Origin of the sequence: Pseudoalteromonas sp. NC201, assembly GCF_002850255.1 — a bacterium.
Taxonomy (GTDB): domain Bacteria; phylum Pseudomonadota; class Gammaproteobacteria; order Enterobacterales; family Alteromonadaceae; genus Pseudoalteromonas.
Map to the genome: position 1 here is coordinate 1,128,807 of NZ_CP022523.1, position 17,209 is coordinate 1,146,015.

Annotated in this window: 14 protein-coding genes; 5 read left to right on the forward strand and 9 right to left on the reverse strand. The window is 44.9% G+C overall.

Going from position 1 to position 17,209, the window contains the following annotated elements:
• The first annotated feature begins 1 nt into the window (after window position 1).
• Window positions 2–2,827, forward strand: coding sequence for a TonB-dependent receptor plug domain-containing protein (locus tag PNC201_RS22790; protein WP_102058555.1), 2,826 nt, complete (start codon window positions 2–4; stop codon window positions 2,825–2,827).
• Between the two features lie 56 nt (window positions 2,828–2,883).
• Here the strand turns inward: PNC201_RS22790 and PNC201_RS22795 are convergent, their stop codons facing one another.
• The 5 genes from PNC201_RS22795 to aroQ all read right to left on the reverse strand — a co-directional run bounded on the left by PNC201_RS22795 (window position 2,884) and on the right by aroQ (window position 7,166).
• Entirely contained in the window at window positions 2,884–4,479 is a 1,596-nt protein-coding gene (locus PNC201_RS22795) for a PepSY-associated TM helix domain-containing protein (RefSeq protein WP_102058556.1), read from the reverse strand.
• A 3-nt stretch (window positions 4,480–4,482) separates the two neighbouring features.
• Entirely contained in the window at window positions 4,483–4,737 is a 255-nt protein-coding gene (locus PNC201_RS22800) for a hypothetical protein (protein ID WP_010607471.1), read from the reverse strand.
• The gene (locus PNC201_RS23600) at window positions 4,727–5,062 is read right to left on the reverse strand and encodes a hypothetical protein (RefSeq protein ID WP_157782821.1); all 336 of its coding nucleotides are present in this window, start codon (window positions 5,060–5,062) and stop codon (window positions 4,727–4,729) included. Before PNC201_RS23600 ends, PNC201_RS22800 begins: the two co-directional genes overlap by 11 nt.
• 153 nt (window positions 5,063–5,215) lie before the next feature.
• Complete coding sequence (gene azu / locus PNC201_RS22805; protein WP_102058557.1) at window positions 5,216–5,671, reverse strand: azurin; 456 nt, start codon at window positions 5,669–5,671, stop codon at window positions 5,216–5,218.
• Window positions 5,672–5,960: 289 nt separating this feature from the next.
• Entirely contained in the window at window positions 5,961–7,166 is a 1,206-nt protein-coding gene (gene aroQ, locus PNC201_RS22810; protein WP_233525274.1) for a gamma subclass chorismate mutase AroQ, read from the reverse strand.
• Window positions 7,167–7,450: 284 nt separating this feature from the next.
• Here aroQ and PNC201_RS22815 point away from each other — a divergent pair, with 284 nt between their 5' ends.
• Both PNC201_RS22815 and PNC201_RS22820 read left to right on the forward strand, forming a co-directional pair.
• Window positions 7,451–8,125, forward strand: a complete 675-nt coding sequence (locus tag PNC201_RS22815; RefSeq protein ID WP_102058559.1) for a TorF family putative porin — start codon at window positions 7,451–7,453, stop codon at window positions 8,123–8,125.
• A 137-nt stretch (window positions 8,126–8,262) separates the two neighbouring features.
• On the forward strand, window positions 8,263–8,712 hold the full coding sequence (locus tag PNC201_RS22820; protein ID WP_102058560.1) for a DUF4920 domain-containing protein: 450 nt from the start codon (window positions 8,263–8,265) through the stop codon (window positions 8,710–8,712).
• Here the strand turns inward: PNC201_RS22820 and PNC201_RS22825 are convergent.
• The 4 genes from PNC201_RS22825 to PNC201_RS22840 form a co-directional block, all read right to left on the reverse strand.
• On the reverse strand, window positions 8,686–8,985 hold the full coding sequence (locus tag PNC201_RS22825) for an AzlD domain-containing protein (RefSeq protein ID WP_010607476.1): 300 nt from the start codon (window positions 8,983–8,985) through the stop codon (window positions 8,686–8,688). The genes PNC201_RS22820 and PNC201_RS22825 overlap by 27 nt on opposite strands.
• Window positions 8,982–9,665 (reverse strand): AzlC family ABC transporter permease, encoded by a 684-nt coding sequence (locus PNC201_RS22830; RefSeq protein ID WP_102058561.1) that lies wholly within the window; start codon window positions 9,663–9,665, stop codon window positions 8,982–8,984. Before PNC201_RS22830 ends, PNC201_RS22825 begins: the two co-directional genes overlap by 4 nt.
• A gap of 1 nt (window position 9,666) precedes the next feature.
• Window positions 9,667–10,467, reverse strand: a complete 801-nt coding sequence (locus PNC201_RS22835) for an AraC family transcriptional regulator (RefSeq protein ID WP_102058562.1) — start codon at window positions 10,465–10,467, stop codon at window positions 9,667–9,669.
• A gap of 98 nt (window positions 10,468–10,565) precedes the next feature.
• Window positions 10,566–11,039, reverse strand: a complete 474-nt coding sequence (locus tag PNC201_RS22840) for a nuclear transport factor 2 family protein (RefSeq protein WP_102058563.1) — start codon at window positions 11,037–11,039, stop codon at window positions 10,566–10,568.
• A gap of 453 nt (window positions 11,040–11,492) precedes the next feature.
• On the opposite strand from PNC201_RS22840, the gene PNC201_RS22845 reads away from it, so the two are divergent.
• Together PNC201_RS22845 and PNC201_RS22850 are read left to right on the forward strand one after the other, a co-directional pair.
• Entirely contained in the window at window positions 11,493–14,147 is a 2,655-nt protein-coding gene (locus PNC201_RS22845; RefSeq protein ID WP_102058564.1) for a glycoside hydrolase family 16 protein, read from the forward strand.
• Window positions 14,148–14,217: 70 nt separating this feature from the next.
• The gene (locus tag PNC201_RS22850; RefSeq protein WP_102058565.1) at window positions 14,218–17,169 is read left to right on the forward strand and encodes a TonB-dependent receptor; all 2,952 of its coding nucleotides are present in this window, start codon (window positions 14,218–14,220) and stop codon (window positions 17,167–17,169) included.
• Window positions 17,170–17,209: the final 40 nt, after the last annotated feature.

A 17,209-nucleotide genomic window follows, 5' to 3' on the forward strand; every position in this document is an offset into this window, starting at 1 on the left:
TATGACAATAACAAAACAAAAAACGACTTTGGCGTTGGCAATCGCCAGCTTGTGTGGTTCGGGCGCTATGGTGTGGACGGCCCCTGTGTTTGCCGAGGAAGCAGCGTCGGAACCCGTTGAAAAGATTATGGTAACGGGGTCGCGTATCGCGCGGGCAAACCTAAGTAAACCCGGCGCGGTAGCCACAATATCTAGATCGGATATTGAGCAAACCGGGTTTAAAAATATTGGTGATATGCTGCAAAATCTAACGGTTTCCGCCAGTGCTCCTAATGCTTCTCAAAATGAAAATACGTCGGGCGTGACAAACTTCGACTTACGCGGTCTAGGTGCACAGCGCACGTTGGTCTTGCTAAATGGCCGCCGCTTACCAAACGGGGGAAATGGCGCGGATGCTGCGGTTGACCTAAGTGCTATACCTACAGCGATTATTGAACGTGTTGAAATTCTATTGGACGGTGCCTCTTCTATTTACGGCTCTGATGCGGTGTCTGGTGTCGTAAACATTATTACTCGCCAAACGGGCGATATTTTTGAGGTCAGTGGCTCAATTGGCCAATCCGCTGAAGGCGATGCTGATACGACTTCTTTGGAACTTGTAACAGGGATTGTTGGCGATAAAGGGCGTTTTATGGTGAGTGCCAGCTACGATGAAAAACAAGAAGTGTATGCTGGCGACAGAGACTTTAGCCGCTATGATTTAACACTTAATCCGGATGGCAGTTACGGCCAAGGCGGTAGTTCCGCAATGCCATGGAGTAACCTAAAAGTCACGGATGAAAACGGTAAGGAAATATTTGTTACCCGAGGCCCAGAATATGGCGAGTGGCGTGAAACTATCTCCGATGCATCACTTGCACAAAATGATTTATACAACTACCAAGAGCCTAGCTTGCTACAAACGCCTTTTGAACGCTATAGCATGAGTGCGTTTGGCGAGTATGATCTTGGCAATTTGAAGTTTTCGGATGACGTGGTATTCAATTTCGAGGCGCTTTATTCACATCGAAAATCCACTACCAATGGTGCGCCTCAGCCACTAGTTCCAGTTTGGGGTGGGTATTTAGATTTCACTTACTCTCCTGATAACTATTACAACCAACAATTTGGTCCGAAAGACAAAGATGGTAATCCTTATGCCATCAATGACTGGCGTCGCAGAATGGTAGAAACCAATGGCCGCATGAACCATGTGGAAAACAGCCAATACCGTATCGTGATGGCGCTTTCTGGTGATTTTAATGCAGATTGGAGCTGGGAGTTGGCCTACAATTTTGGTCGCAACTCAAACAAACGACTAAAAACCGGCATATTCAATTGGCCAGCGGCTAAAAATGCGGTCGGTCCTACCCATTTTGATGATCAAGGCGTGCTGCGCTGTGGTGCTACACCGGATGCGCTAATTGCGGGTTGTGTGCCGCTTAATATCTTTGGCCAACCCGGTACCGACTCCGAAATTTCCGAGGACATGCTAAATTATCTCTCTGGTGATTGGCCGGGGATCCAACAAGGTCATAACCAGATTAAAATCGCCAGCGCGAACCTAAGTGGCGTAGTGGCGAGTTTGCCTGCGGGCGACCTAGGTGTGTCTTTTGGCATCGAAAATCAAAAAGTTGAGGCGCGTAATCAAACAGATGCCGTTTCTATTAATATTTTAGTCACGGATGGATTAGGTAGACCAACTGGCGGCGAATATTCGCTCAATGAAGCCTACCTAGAAGCTGTCGTACCACTACTATCAGACCACGATTGGGCGCAGAGCCTAGAGTTAAATCTCGCGACTCGATATTCAGACTTTGATACGTTTGGTTCGACCACCAATTCAAAAGTGGGCGTATTTTGGGCGTTGAATGAGCAGTTGAGTTTTAGAGGGACTTGGTCACAAGCATTTAGAGCGCCTAATGTGGTGGAACTTTATAAAGGAAGGTTACCTGGTTTTGAAAATGGCGACGATCCTTGTGCCGTAGCAAATCCAAACCAAAACTGTGTCAGCACAGGCGTTCCCGCTGATGGCAGTTACCGAGAAACGATCGGACAGATCAGAACTAATACTGGCGGTAACACCGAACTTGAACCAGAAACCGCGACGAGCAAAACACTTGGGGTGATTTATCAGCCGAGCTGGCTTACTAACGGTTCAATCACCTTAGATTTTTATGACATCCAATTAAAAGATGCCATTGGTAACATTAGCGCGGTGACTAAATTGAGTGAATGTATGAATAATGGTTTGTACTGCGACTCTGTACATCGTGTTCAATCTGGTGAGTTTCAGGGGGTGATCACCGGTGTTGATGTGTTTAATGAAAACCTCAATGCGTTAAACCGTCAAGGGGTGGACGCGGAAGTTCGTTTTGACATCGGGCAGTTTTCATTTGGTGATTTGAGTACCGCACTAAACTGGTCATTTGTGAGTAAACATGAAGTCATTGAACCAGGCCTTGCAACCAAAGACAGAGCCGGACAGCGCGTTAATGGCCAGATGGCGGTGCCTGAGCACAGAGTTAACTTTGCACTTAATTGGCAGCATGACGACTTTAGCGCAAGTTGGCAAAGTTACTACATCGATTCAATGTTAGAAGAAGTATCGGTTAAACAAGGCGACCAAATCGTTAACTTTACCAATACCGTTGATAGCACGCTGACACATAATGCTCAAGTAACCTACCATTTAGACTCTGTTGATACTCAAATTACGCTGGGCGTTAACAATCTACTGGATGAAGCGCCGCCTTTTGCGACGGGTAATGGAAATAACGCAGATCCCATTCATTCATCTTTATATTTGGGTCGTGAGTACTACCTAAGATTTAAGACAGAGTTTTAACTTCACATTGTTTCCCTGTGAGAGTAAGACAAAGCGGGCTATGTAAGCCCGCTTTTTTAGTTCGCAGTTTGGTGCGAAGTTCGTTCTGACGAAGTTGCGCTTGTGGTTTGCGCTGCGGCGTTGATCCGTGACACTGCCTTCCAACAGATCAAGGCCATTAGTGCTATTAGTCCAATTACAATCGCGAAGTCTACTTTAGTTTGTAGCGGTAATAAGTTGTATTGGTTACCGAAGTAGGCCAAATTCATCACTAAACTTAAACAATAGCAAATCCCACTTAGTCCTAATAACACCTTGCTAAAGGACAAAACATCTTTGGCAAATTGGCTACTTATCAGGGCGAAGAAAAAGGCTATAAACATAGAGGACTTGACGGTTTCTAATTTGTCGGCATGCGTCGCAGGAAGTAAAGTGGTTAATGTAAAGCCAACAGCAACCGCTAAAATCACCCCAATAAAACTGCCGCTGGTCAGTCTTTTGACAAACATTAGGCTTTTAGGACTTTGCTTTTTCTGCTTTGCTCGTTTGTCAATCCACATCAAATTGCCAGTAACAATTAAGTAGGCGGTTGCAAGACCAAGGCATAAAAACGCCAGTCGCATGCCATATCCAGCAAAATCACCAAAGTGGAGGCTTGCAATGGTAGAGAGTCCCGCTCGTACCGCATTATCATAGTTGTTTTCTGTGAGGTAAACTTGCGAATTGTCACTGAGCTTATACTGAATTTCTTTAATATTAGAGAAAGCATCATTGCTTTTTGCTGTAAAGCCCACCACCGCATTCTTGTCACCAAAGTGGCTAATTTCAACCATAGTAAAGGTAACATCCCCAAGCTTAGCCTGTGCTTGAGCTCTTAGTTGATCGATGCCTTGCATGGGTTGTATTTGGTTTATGGCCTCAATTTTTGGCTCGTTAAATCCAGCTGCTTGCAGTAATGCAGTTTGGTTGCCACCATAGAGCAGCACGGCGTATGAAATCTGGTAGATAATCACGAGGTTGAAAACAAGCCCTGTGAAGGCGTACATAATGTGAAAAGGTAGGCCCATCGTGCCAATCAGGTTATGAGCATCCAGCCATTTGTCTTTTTTACCTTCGGCGCGATATTGAAAGAAGTTTTTAGCAATTTTACGCCAATGGATCACAACGCCACTTAGTATAGCAACGAAGAAAAATAACGTAATCACTCCAACAAAATAGAGTCCAGGCCTACCTAACCCCAAATCGAAATGGAGTTCAAAAAGCAACGTAGAAAACTCAAACTTATCGGCGTCAGCAAGTACCTCACCAGATTGCGGTGATATCAATAGGTGTTGATCCTGATGATCCTCCCCCGTGATCGGGTGGGGCTGATCTAAATGGGTTGCAAAATATACTTCAATAAACGGATTATGCGGCGTAGGCTCTCGCATAAAAAAGCCATGATCGGTATCAACATCGTATTGTTGTTGAATAGAGTTTATGGCGTTGTCATAAGAAATTGTGGTTATTGACTCGTTTGATTGTACAGCCAGAGGTGCACGCTCCCAACCCCGAATATTATCTCTAAATAGGCTAAGTGAGCCTGTGATAAAAACGATGAATAATACCGTTGAAATAATGAGTCCAATCCAGGCGTGCGCTTCGGTTAATGATTTTAGTGTTTGGTTTTTCATTGTTTATCTCATTAACAATAATGCTGTATTTAGTAGCAGCGAAGGGATAAAAATAGCAAATAACGGCTTGCAGGCTGCTTTTGCACTTGGAAATGCGTAGCTCCATACGATAAAACCCGCCCAGATAGGAAATGCTAAGATCAGACCCAGCATGAGTTTTGCCGATTCAGAAAATGGTAGTAACAAGTTGAGGTTTAGCACCAAAGAAATAGACAGTAATAATCCCAATGAAAATCCAAGTAAGGTTTTAGGCCACATAACTTATTCCCCCTACAAATAGAGATAACAAGAAGACTAATGCTGAACTGAGATAGAAACGTCTTATTGAATACCCACTTAACAAAGTTACTGAAACTAAACTAAACATCAAGATAACAAGTGCTGCTAACATCGCAGAGATAACAGGATATTGCACAGTTAAAATACCAAGTCCGGACAAAATTAGTAGAGTGGCTAAAGGATATGCTGCGAGTCTACTAATAGATGAAGCCAAAAATCGTTGTTTAGGGCTTGCCAAGTAGAGTAACACTGCGGCAAACCAAAATGGTATAATTGAGAAAAAGCTCATGATGGTGATAATCATTATTGTTTGCAATTGATTGTAATGATTATAGGTATGTTCTTCAAGGCTTGAGTAATAATTGTCACAAATTAGATAAATTAATGATATGGCAAAAGCAGGGCTGCACTGTGAGGCTTCAGGAAGTCACGGTTTGATCCCTGCTCTGTAGCACTTTTAGCTAAGTGTAAAAATGCCTTGCATAATGGCGAAATGGCCCGGGAAAGAACAGAAGAACTTGTAGCTGTCACCTTGCTTTAACTGCTCAGTAGAGAAGGTCACTGTGGTTTGCTCGCCACCGCCAATCACCTTTGATACGGCTAAAACGCGACTGTCGTTTGGCTTTACATAGCTATTATTTGCACCTGCCGACATACCATCGGTTGCAACGGCTTGAACATCTGCTGCTTTGCTCAACACCCAGTTGTGGCCCATGGTGGTGGCTGGCAGTTTGCCCGTATGCTTTAACGTGACTGAAATTTCTTTACAGCTAGATGGCGCACTGAGTGATTTTTTAGAAAACTGCATCATGTCGTTGGCTTCGATGCTGAGTTCACATTCGTTTGCCGATGCAGTATGAGAAAACAGAAAGACACCTAGGCTAAGCAAAGTGATGGAAAGAGAGGTTTTCATATTTAACTCCTTAATTAAAAATCATTCTCATTATTATCTTTGCCGGGATGAATGTAAATGGATGCAGATCAATAAAACGGTTCTTTGCGTGAAGTGACTGAAATTAAAGAGTGAAAAGCAAAATGAAAGCTTAACAGGCCCAGATATTCAGGGCATCAATGCAATGGAAAGCCGTCAAGCAGCCAAAACAAGAGGGTAGTTCTTTTAAAACCATTGTCTTATGGCTGATGTCGTTGGTGTAATCATGATCAGTCAAGACATCAGCTAATCCGACTTATTGCTAATTTGTTTATGAAGCAGTGATAGTGCAGTTATCCACCCTGCGTACCTTTTGCAGTGCCGAAAAGAGTCTAGTTTTGTCGTTTGCAAAGAGCTGTTCGGTGTTTATTATTTGGTTAAACAAGCCTGCCAGTTCATCCGTGAGGTTACCGTGCTTGGCAAGATGCTGGGTCAGTGTTTCAAGAATGGCTGCACCAAGCTGATTTAATGTGCTTCTTAGCTGATCCAAATTGGCATCTTCGTTTGGTACGCCTTCAGCCAGCCATTGTGCCCGGTATCTGTATTGAATAGCTTTTGCAGCATCCATTTGTGCTTGGAAAAACGCCTCAACGCTTGCACTATCCAGACATTGCTGGCGGGCTTGCTCTAGCGCTTTTGAGAGCACAGTGGCTTCACGGGATAAGTCTTCAATTGGCCTGTGTTGTTGTGCTTTAAACAGTGCTACAGGCTGCATCTGAGCAAGACGTTGGTTGATATGTGAGAATAGCACCTCAGCAGAGTCTGTTCGCGTTTTGACCAATGTATTTGCCTTTTCAACGACCTGCGCCAGCGCGCTGCGAGCTTCATCTTCGCTTATCGGCTGAGACCGTTTCTCCACTTTCATCAGACCAAACAGCGTATGGTTATCCGCGTTATCCTGAATGCTTACTTCGCGCAGTATCAGCTCTGGGTAAACCACTTTAAGTGTGCAGCTACCTACGGCAACGGTGTTTTGGTCAAATTGTCCATTTGCAAGTAAGCGAGCCGCTTCGTTGGTGCCTTTGGGCACGGGCTTGGTTTGTACCTGATGAGCATTGAGCCAATGACCAATTTGGTTCAGGGCTGCCGGGTGGGATGCTGCATGCGTAATTTTAGTTGTCTTTTTCAATCCAAAAACACACATTTCGATAGGGATATACACAGCAGCACTCAGCTCCGTTACCTTGTAGTTACGCATCGCATTGACAATGGCTGGGACCAGTTGTCCTTCAATAGTGGAGTTGGCCAGCGCGCTAAAGGCCCTGCTCTGCGCTTGTGCGGCATTGGCATAAGTATGCTCCGGGGTGCCCGAGTAAAAACGCTCATACTCCTGCGACTGGCGGTTGGCGAGTAGGTCAAGTGCGGCATGATTAAAACTCCCCGGCCCGGCTTGTATATAAACAGACTCGGCCTGAGTTGTCAGCGTAAACAGCAGCGCGGATAACACCAGTAAGCGAAACATAAATGACAATTTCAAGGGCTTTTCCAAAGGTTCTACAGGCAAAAAACGCATCCTAACAGAACCTCTACGCGCTGTCCTGCAAGTGGAGTGATTTATTGATAACTCACAGCGCACTTTATGTACCTGCTTACTCGCCTTTTAGCATCAATAAGTACTTTTTTATTACCGCCAGCCAAACGCTTATAAAACGGAAAATAATCATGCCAAGCACGTTAACAAGCGTATAAAACTGTATCAGTGACAGGGTGGGAACGGCGGTCTATGCTTGAAATGACTGCAATTAAAGGGTGATTTTAAAGATGAAAAAATACTGGCTGCTGCCATTGTTGTTTACTCCACTATTTGTCAATGCGGCGACATCTTCTACCGTAACATTGGCTTCCGATTATTTATTTAACGGCGTAAGTCAAACTAAGGAAGACGAAGCGCTTCAAGTTAGTCTCGATTGGTTTGGAAAAAGTGGTTGGTATGCTGGAGGCTGGGTGTCTCAAGTAGATTTTGGTGATGGTACGGATTTAGAAGGAGATCTGTATGGTGGCTACAAATTTACGCTAACTGAAAAATTAAAGCTTGATGTTGGCCTCTCCCAATATACCTATCATGGTGATGATGTGAGTGCTGATTACAACTATGCAGAAGCCTTTGCAAAGTTTAATTACGGCCAGACAAATTTAGACTTTTGGTATGCATGGGATTACTTTGGAACAGGGGCTGCTCACGGGATAGTGATGCTCACGCATAGTATCCCAATCACAGAACGGTGGTCACTGACGCTCGGGGTTGATCATTCAATGAGCTTTGATAGTGATAAATACGAATGGGAGTCGGGTGATGATGACTATACCCACTGGCATCTAACTGGAACTTACTCGATTAGTACTTGGTCTTTTTCATTGGGTTATGAAAGCAATGACATTGATTCTTATGCAGATTCTACATTTGTGGCGTCAATTTCAAAAACATTTAACTTCTAAATTTACCTTTTATTAACTTTTGTGTTGATTTTAGTTGCGAATTGTACTTTTATATAGCTATATGATTGATGCTCCATAACTTTTTATAGGAGTAAGCAATTGATGAGGTAAATAGTGATAAAAGCTATGGAGTCGCAATGATGAAGGATACGATAAAACTAACAGCACTCTCTTTGGCGGTATTTTCTCGGTTTAGCTTTTCAAGCCCGCTAGAATTTGCCGGTGGTGCAGACATGTCTAAGTTAGTCGAGGCAGAGCACATATTGCCAAATCTCAATGACTACACAACAAACCTTGTGACCGTAAAAGGAGTGGTCACTCATGTTTGCAGAAAGTTAGGTTGCTGGATGACGCTGCGAGTAGCAAATGGCCTAGACGTAAATATCGAAGTTGAGCAAGGCGATATGGTATTTCCACTTGCTGCGATTGGCCGTGAAGCCCATGTGACGGGGCGCTTCGAAGCGCTAAACCAGCGCGCTTTGGCTTGCGTGAGTAAAGCAGACGATGAAGCTGCACTTATGCGTTTGGGATTTAATCCAACGGCCGTAACCATTTCGCATTTAGTACAGCAGATAAAACACAGCTAGACTCCCAAACGTGGTGACATAGAGGTTTTTAAAGCGAAACGCCAGTATTACCGCAACCGTTGCGGCGACCAAATAGGGGTTGCTTGGCGTGATGGCAAGTTGCTTGTTCTGAATGAATACAATGGGTACCCAAATGGCAGTCAGTACGCAAGGGGCGCTAAAACTTAAAAAGCGTTGTAGTTTAGGGCCGATAGTAAAAGGCAGTTGTTTTGCCAAAAATAAATATCGAGTTGCAAACGTGACGCAAGCCATGGCTAAAATAGTGGTGATCATACACGCTCCTTTTTACTTTGTAGCACATATCCTACCGACATTCCGAGCAGCGCTGAGGCGATTAAACCAAATTCAAAATGGATCAGTTTGAACACTAAGATAGTTACGGCCGACGTTAAACAGGCGCATAACACGGGTAATGCGTTAATACTCGGGACCACTAAAGCAATAAATATTGCCGCAATCGCGAAGTCTAAGCCAAGGTTGGTCAAGTCAGGTAAAAACTGACCTGCGACAATACCAATGAGCGTCCACAGATTCCATGCAACATAAAAGCTACCACCAGCGATGAGCGCATACATGAGCCGAAGTTTGCCTTGATAGGCACGGTGGTGATGGGAAAACGCAAATAATTCGTCAGTGAGAAAAAACGCAATGGGGCCACGCCATTTAAGGGGTTTATCTATCATTTTATTGCGGATCGCAAGGCCATAGAGTAAATGTCTCGCGCTAATAATAAAGGTAGTCGCAAGCAAGGTGATAAGCGCGGTGTCTTTGGCAATAAGCTCTATTGCCACTAACTGCGCCGAGCCTGCAAAAACTAATAACGACATTAACTGTGCTTCGAGCGGCGTAAAGCCATTTTGCACGGCAAGGGAGCCACACAATATTCCCCAAGGAAGCACGGCGAGATTTAATGGCAACATATCCCAAAAGCCTTTACATACTGCGACTTTCATATTAACAAGCCTTGCTATATTGACTGGGAGTGATCCCCATATTCTTTTTAAAATGACGGTTGAAATGGCTTTGGTCATAAAAGCCTACACTTAATGCTGCATGGGAAACACTTTTGCCACTGCGCAGTAATGCCTTAGCATGATTAAGCCGGTGTTGTATTTGAAAGGCATGGGGAGTGAGGCCGGTGTGGGCCTTAAACACACGAATAAAGTAAAAGGGACTCATGCCGACAAGGCTCGCTAAGGAGTCGAGTGATACATCTTCAAATAAATTATCCAAAAGAAAATGGCGTGCAGTGGTAATTCGTTGCTTCACCGAAGGGATCTTTGTATCGAATGTGACTTTGCCTTGCTTATTGCTTAAATAAGATAGCAGAGTAATAAGCTGAGACTGCTTTTCAAGCACGCTGGTATCACATTCTAAGACGTTAAAAGTGGTGTCCATGAGTGCCGCAAGCGCTCGGTCGTGTACCACTGCATCATGGAAAAAAGGAGCTATTGCCTTGCCATCACCAAGAAACTGATTAAATAGTTCAGGCGTTGGGTAGAGTGAACGGTACGAAGACTTATCTTTTGACGCCTTTCTGCAATCGTGCACCTGCTCTGCATTAATCAAAATGACACTATGCTGACTAGCTAAGTGTTCACCGCCACTGCGGTAGAATCGCTGCGCACCACTATCCACTAGGGCAAGCGTATAGCCGCTGTGGCTATGTCTACCAAAGTCTTCCTGCTTATCAATGTTGTGTAGTACTTCTAGGCCACCGAGTTCACGATGAAAACTAAACTTTGAGTGTTGCATAATTCTCTCCCCCATTGATGAAAAGCGTATCTGTCTTCACTCAAAAAGTCTTGTACAAAATTGCACAATGCCACAAACAATAACCGGGTTAACAACGCCTAATGCCAAGTTTCTTTTTTAAGCACGTTAACAAGGCGGTGATTGATTAAGCATTGGCCATCGATTACTTTAAGCTCGTCTTCATACACACCGTTAAATACGGTGATTGGGGTATCTGATTGAGATTTTGGCTGCTGATAAAGAACAAAGTAGCTTTTAGCACTAAACTTATTTGCCTCGATAGGTTGAATATCGGCACTGGTTATCATGTGCATACTTTTTGTTGTTTTTATGGCTTGTTGCTGCCTTATTGTTATTTCTTCAGCACCAGTAATATTGATACTGAGTGCTGGGATACTAAATGTTGCATCCTGTGTAAAAACACTTTGGTATGCTTGTGCTGAACCCGAATCTCGATATTTTATGTAATTGTGCAGTGTCGTTTCACAGAGGCGCTGGTTACTGCTTGGCTTGGTGGTCATGCAACCACTCATAACACCTGCCGCTGCAACTAAAAGGAAATATGATTTCATAACGTAACCCTAATTTTTTGCTAATAATCTCAGTGAATTTAACCGTATTGTCAACCAAGCTAAAGCGTATGATTTATCTTGACGTAACGATTGCGTAAACATGTAAAGCCCCTTTACGGCTTTTTCTGCTACGGTTTTATTAGATGCTACTGATCTGTTAAGTGTGTATTTATATCATGCAGATTTTCACCTTATGACAATTTAATATTGACGAATAAATTAACTTAGTTTACTTTTGTGAAAGCGCTTACATTTTGCGTTTGTTTTTTTGACTTCATTTGTAAGCGCTTACATTTGTTGCTAGGAACGCGCTGAGTAGTCTTCCAGCGTATAGCTAAATAATCTGCTCTGAGAAACGATGAGTTAATCGACGGCTTATCTAAGCCTCAGGTTAAATAATAAAGTTCTTAGCATTCAACCATTTGACAACGACGTTTTGCATCGGGGTAACTGATGAAAATTGCAGCAAGAAAATTAACAAGGCTATGTACCGCAATCTCTGTGGCTATCATAGCGGGATGTGGCGGAAGCGCCGAGACAGAAACTAATTATAAATCCGTTGATACCACAGCGCCGGTTTCAGACTGGACGCTAGTGTGGAGCGATGAATTTGATAGCGATGCGATAGACACATCTAAGTGGACGCACGAGGTAAATTGCGACGGCGGTGGCAACAATGAAAAACAGTGTTACACCGACAATGAACAGAACGCGTTTATTGCCGATGGCATGCTGAATATTGTCGCTACCCCTGCGCAAGCAGGCGCACAACTGCCGTATACCTCGGCAAGATTGAACACCAAATATAAAGCTGACTTTAAGTATGGCAGATTCGAAATGCGGGCCAAGCTACCAAGCGGGCAAGGCAGTTGGCCCGCGTTTTGGATGTTGCCTACGGATGAGGTTTACGGTGGCTGGCCCAAGTCTGGTGAAATAGACATCATGGAAGCGGTAAATCTCAAGGTCGCTAATGAAGACGGCTCGGTTGAATCTAACGTGCATGGCACGCTTCATTACGGCCGTGATTGGCCTAATAATGTTCACACCGGTAAAGCATACGCCATACCTGATGGTGTAAATCCAGCCGATGACTTCCATACCTATGCTGTGGAGTGGCAAGAGGGTGAGATCCGTTGGTACGTTGATGGTTATCTCTACGCCACGCAACGTCAATCGGAAGTTCGTTACAACTCAAAGCAAGAAGCGGTTGGTTTAAAACACCGTGGATGGTTTGCTGAATACTACGAGCAAGGCTCAGGCGAGCTGGTTACTCATTGGGATAGTGCGCCTTTTGATCAACAGTTTCACCTTATCTTAAACCTTGCCGTTGGCGGTGATTGGCCTGAAAACGTTAATAATAAAGGTATCGACTCGGACGCCTTTGTGAACGGACAATCGTTTGTGGTTGACTATGTCAGAGTGTATGAATGCGGCTCTAACCCTGAAACGGGCAAAGGATGTGAAACGGTGCGTCCAGGCTACGACGACCTTGAGGATGCGTTAGTCGAAGGCGAAGCACCTATTCCGTCGCCACCTTCTTCGGGTACCGCTAAAAACCTAACCATCTTTGATGATAATTTTAATGTTAACTGGCCAGCTTGGGATTGTTGTGGTGGCTCTACGCCTGCATTGGTTGCAGACGAAAGCCGTGGCAATGTTGTTGAGTTTATGGTCGGTGAGACGCCAACCGTAAATGGCTTTACCAGCCGTGCCGAATTTATCACAGATCCAAGCGGTAAAGCCTCGCCATTTGATGCAACGAGTATGCTAGAAGCGGGCTATATTCGGTTCGATATGCAAGTGACACAAATGCCTTCAGACCCGAGCGCAGCATGGAAATTTAAAGTCGAAAGCCAAGGTGCTTCTAGCGCTGCTGAACTCGATCTTTTTGCAAGCGTTGAAGGACAATCACCAGCCGCAGGCTCGTGGCAAACTTATACCTTCCCACTACAGCAGTTGGCTGATGCAGGACTTGATGTGTCAGCCATTGATGTTGTGATGATCTTCCCAGCATGGGGGGCTGGTAATGGTGCTATCTATCGTGTTGATAAGGTTGAGATTGCACAGGATACAAACTTACCTTCGTTGACCTTATTTGAAAATGCCATTAACGCGCAGTGGCCGCTTTGGGATTGTTGTGGTGGCTCGACACCGGCTGAAGTCTCTGACGATGCGACGCATGGTATTGTTGCTGAATTCACGATTGGTGACACACCAACTGTAATGGGGTTTTCGTCTCGAACAGAAGTGGGCGGAGCTGGAAAGCCGTTTGATGCAACCGCAATTTTAGCAGGTGGCGTAGTACAGTTTGAGATGAAAGTCATGAGCTTACCGTCAACGCCTGATGCCCCTTGGCTACTTAAAATTGAGTCTGACAATGCCGCGAGTGCGGTTGAGCTACCACTATCTGAATCACAAGAAGGTTTAGCACCACAGGCCGGTGAATGGCAAACCTATACTTTCTCAATTGAAGCTTTGGCTCAGGCAGGACTTGATCCAAGTGCAATTGATGTGGTGATGATTTTCCCAGCTTGGGGCTCAGGTAGCGGTGCGGTTTATCGTGTTGATAACGCAAAAATCTTTCATCCTGACGGTGACAAGGCGAGTGGTGGTCTAAGCTTATTCAAAGATCAAGCTGCTGAGCAGTGGTCAATTTGGGATTGCTGTGGTGGCTCTACACCCACAATCGAAGTGGACGAAGATGCAGCCCATGGTCAAGTTGCGCAATTTGTTATTGGTGCAACCCCAACTGTGATGGGATTCTTAGCGGATGACGATGTCTATTATGATGCTTCCCATTTACTAGAAACTGGCGTAGTTAAGTTTGATATGAAAGTGACTTCAGCACCTGCAAATATCGACGCTCAATGGCTGTTTAAAATTGAGTCAAATGATGCCAGTGCGGCGGTAGAGCTTGCTCTGAACCAAAGCGCTGAAGGTCAAGTTCCAGAAGTTGGCAAATGGCAAACGTATACGTTTCCACTTCAAGCTTTGTACGATGCTGGACTCGATATTAGTGCCATTGATGTCTTGATGGTATTCCCCAGCTGGGGAATGGGCGAGGGCGCCGTTTACCGCATAGACAATGTTGAAATCGTCAGTCAATAAGCCAGTGTGGATCGCCAATAGTGCTTTGAACTCGGTGATCCAGCAGCAAGAATAGAATCGCAGGGCAGTCATGAATAACAAACAATTCAATAAAAGTAAGCTTGCCGTTCAGTTGTCGCTAGCAATAGCGATGAATGCGGGAATGGTCAGCATAGCTCAAGCAGAAGAGCAACAAGCAGCCGAAAAAGTCGAAGTGATCGAAGTGAAAGGGATCCGCGGAAGTTTGATCCGTTCAATGGATTTAAAGCGCTCCGCATCGGGGGTTATGGATGCCATTTCGGCAGAGGAAATGGGGAAATTTCCAGACACCAACTTAGCCGAGTCTTTACAGCGGATCACCGGTGTTTCGGTCAGCCGCGCCAACGGTGAAGGCAGTCAAATTACCGTACGTGGTTTTGGGCCTGATTTTAACTTGGTGACATTAAATGGTCGTCAAATGCCGGGCACAGGTAATACTCGCTCGTATAACTTGGAAAACCTAGCCGCTGAAGGCGTGAGTGCGCTTGAGGTATATAAAACCGGGCGTGCTGATGTACCAAGTGGCGGTTTAGGGGCTTTGGTCAACATTGTCACGGCTAAGCCACTACAACGCCCTGGGCAACACTTTAGCGCAACAGCAAAGGCGATTGTTGATACCTCTAACGAAGCGGGAGATGATGTTACACCTGAGGTTTCCGCGGTTTATAGTAATACCTTTGCCGATGAAACCTTTGGTTTTGGATTTTCCTTCTCCCATCAGCAACGTGATTTTCAAAAGCAGCAAGCCAATATTCAGGGCTGGCAGGCCAATGTTGATCTACCTGATTTAGACCCGTCTAAAATCATTGATGGCCGTGCTGAAGATGCCGAGGGTAATAAAGTCGGAAATTACTTTTTTCCAAAAGACATGAACTACGGCATCGAAGATCTAGAGCGAGAAAGAACGAACGGTCAAGTTACCTTTCAATATGCACCGACTAACGGTTTTGTTGCCACCTTAGACTACACGGCAAGCCTTGCCGTAACTGGCTCTAATACGGTGGGGTGGGGTATTTGGAATGAGTTTGGCGGTAACATTAACGCCTATGAGTTAGATGCCAATGGCACCGCGGTTTATGCCGATATTGGCGGTAATGATGCGTCGTTCACTGCAAATAGAAATACGACGGAAGTCGAGGCGCGTTCACTTGGATTAAATCTGGACTGGCAAATTAACGATAATTGGCATGTAGAGCTTGATTATCACGACTCAAAAAACGAAACCGATAATGGCGCAGATAAAGGCTTGGGTAGTGATGGTCAAATCATCTTAGGCTCAGATCAGTTGCTCACTAAGATTTATGATTATCGGCAGGGCGAAGTACCACATGCGAATGTGCTTTGGAAAAATGGCACGAATGAACTCATGGCAAGTGAAATTGATTCTAACTTTAGCCAATTTATCCATTCTCCCGGAGAGGCGACGGTCGAGCAGTTGCAACTTGATACCACTTGGTTTAACGACAGTTTTGATATTGGCCTAGTGAGTGTGCAGTTTGGTGCAGCTCGCACTGAACAGTCAACTGGGGGATATGAAGCGTGGAGTGGTCTACGAGGAGGACCGGGCTTTAATCCTTCGTTTAAAGAAATTTTCCCAGATAGCATGTTTACGCGCCATGAAACTGGCGATTTGCTAGACCAATTCGCTGGTGGTGGCAGTGACCTACAGCCGGGGTATTACTATACTTATGACTTTGATGAAGCTATTGCAAGGCAGCTTGCGTATCTTACAGAAGATGTGATCGGTGCTGACTACTACTCGGCGGATGCCTATTTTGATGGCATAGATAGCCAAAGTCGAGTTGATGAAACCACTGACAGCATCTACTTGCAATCCAAATGGGAGTTTGAATTTTCTGACTACTTTGTGCAGATCAACGCAGGCCTACGCTATGAACAAACGGATGTGACAAGTGTGGTGCGTCAGCGTGTGGAAACGCAAGTGAATTGGGACAGTCCATCTGAATGGATTATGCAATACGCTGCGGGCGGTGATGACAACTTCTTAACGCAGCAAGGGGATTACGACATTCTATTGCCGATGATCGATGTGCGTTTTGATCTCACCGAAGATTTAATTGCACGAGCGTCTTGGGGCAAAACAATGTCGCGTGCGCCACTTAGTAATCTCGCTGGTGGCAGAAGTTTGTCAGGCAGCCCAAAACCGGGAGCGAGAACTGGTTCTCGAGGCAATACAAATCTACTACCGTTTGAGTCGACCAACCTAGATTTTTCACTTGAATATTATTACAACGAAGGAAGTTACGCGTCACTTGGCTACTTCAAAAAAGAGGTCGATAACTTTATTCAAACCACAATCACGCAAACCACCATTGAAGGTCTTTACGATATTTACAATGGTCCAAGGTATAAACAAGCGATTGCAGATATTGAAGCCCGTGGAGAGCAGGCAACCAGTGATGCCATTTTTGCGCAAATGCTCGCCAATGGTCACGGTAATGCCGATGGTAAAATTGAACCAAGCAGTGACGATCCATTGATGGTATGGAACATCAGCCAGCCACAAAATACCGATAGTAAATCGGTTGATGGTTTTGAAGTGGCGGTACAGCACTTATTTGGTGAAACGGGTTTTGGCCTTGGTGTTAACGCAACTTTTGTTGATGGCGATGTTGAGTTTGATAGTGAAAGCCTAGTGCAGCAAGCACCGCTGACGGGGTTGAGTGACTCGGCTAACTTCCAAGCATTTTACGAAAAAGACGGGTTATCGGTGAAGTTAACCTACGCATGGCGTGACGCTTATCTTATCGGGGTAGGTCAAGCGCAAGGCTCGGCAGATGCACCACCGCAATATGCCAAGTCTTACGGTCAATGGGACGTTAGTGTGAACTACGATATTGATGAGCAGTTTACGGTGTTCTTTGAAGGTATAAACTTAAACAATGAAACCGAGCAAGGATATGGTCGTTATGAAGAGCAATTCTTATTTGCTCGTCAGTACGGTCCAAGATACTCGGTTGGTGTGAGGTATACTTTTGAGTGATCTTTTTCGCATCAGTTCACTAGGGCCTGTTGACCTTTGC

Coding starts and splice junctions, on each gene's coding strand:
- PNC201_RS22825 (WP_010607476.1), bottom strand. CDS start 8,985: ATGATCACCACTATTTTAGCCATGGCTTGCGTCACGTTTGCAACTCGA.
- azu (WP_102058557.1), bottom strand. CDS start 5,671: ATGAAAACCTCTCTTTCCATCACTTTGCTTAGCCTAGGTGTCTTTCTG.
- PNC201_RS22795 (WP_102058556.1), bottom strand. CDS start 4,479: ATGAAAAACCAAACACTAAAATCATTAACCGAAGCGCACGCCTGGATT.
- PNC201_RS22845 (WP_102058564.1), top strand. CDS start 11,493: ATGAAAATTGCAGCAAGAAAATTAACAAGGCTATGTACCGCAATCTCT.
- PNC201_RS22835 (WP_102058562.1), bottom strand. CDS start 10,467: ATGCAACACTCAAAGTTTAGTTTTCATCGTGAACTCGGTGGCCTAGAA.
- PNC201_RS23600 (WP_157782821.1), bottom strand. CDS start 5,062: ATGATTATCACCATCATGAGCTTTTTCTCAATTATACCATTTTGGTTT.
- PNC201_RS22815 (WP_102058559.1), top strand. CDS start 7,451: ATGAAAAAATACTGGCTGCTGCCATTGTTGTTTACTCCACTATTTGTC.
- PNC201_RS22850 (WP_102058565.1), top strand. CDS start 14,218: ATGAATAACAAACAATTCAATAAAAGTAAGCTTGCCGTTCAGTTGTCG.
- PNC201_RS22830 (WP_102058561.1), bottom strand. CDS start 9,665: ATGAAAGTCGCAGTATGTAAAGGCTTTTGGGATATGTTGCCATTAAAT.
- PNC201_RS22790 (WP_102058555.1), top strand. CDS start 2: ATGACAATAACAAAACAAAAAACGACTTTGGCGTTGGCAATCGCCAGC.
- PNC201_RS22840 (WP_102058563.1), bottom strand. CDS start 11,039: ATGAAATCATATTTCCTTTTAGTTGCAGCGGCAGGTGTTATGAGTGGT.
- PNC201_RS22800 (WP_010607471.1), bottom strand. CDS start 4,737: ATGTGGCCTAAAACCTTACTTGGATTTTCATTGGGATTATTACTGTCT.
- PNC201_RS22820 (WP_102058560.1), top strand. CDS start 8,263: ATGATGAAGGATACGATAAAACTAACAGCACTCTCTTTGGCGGTATTT.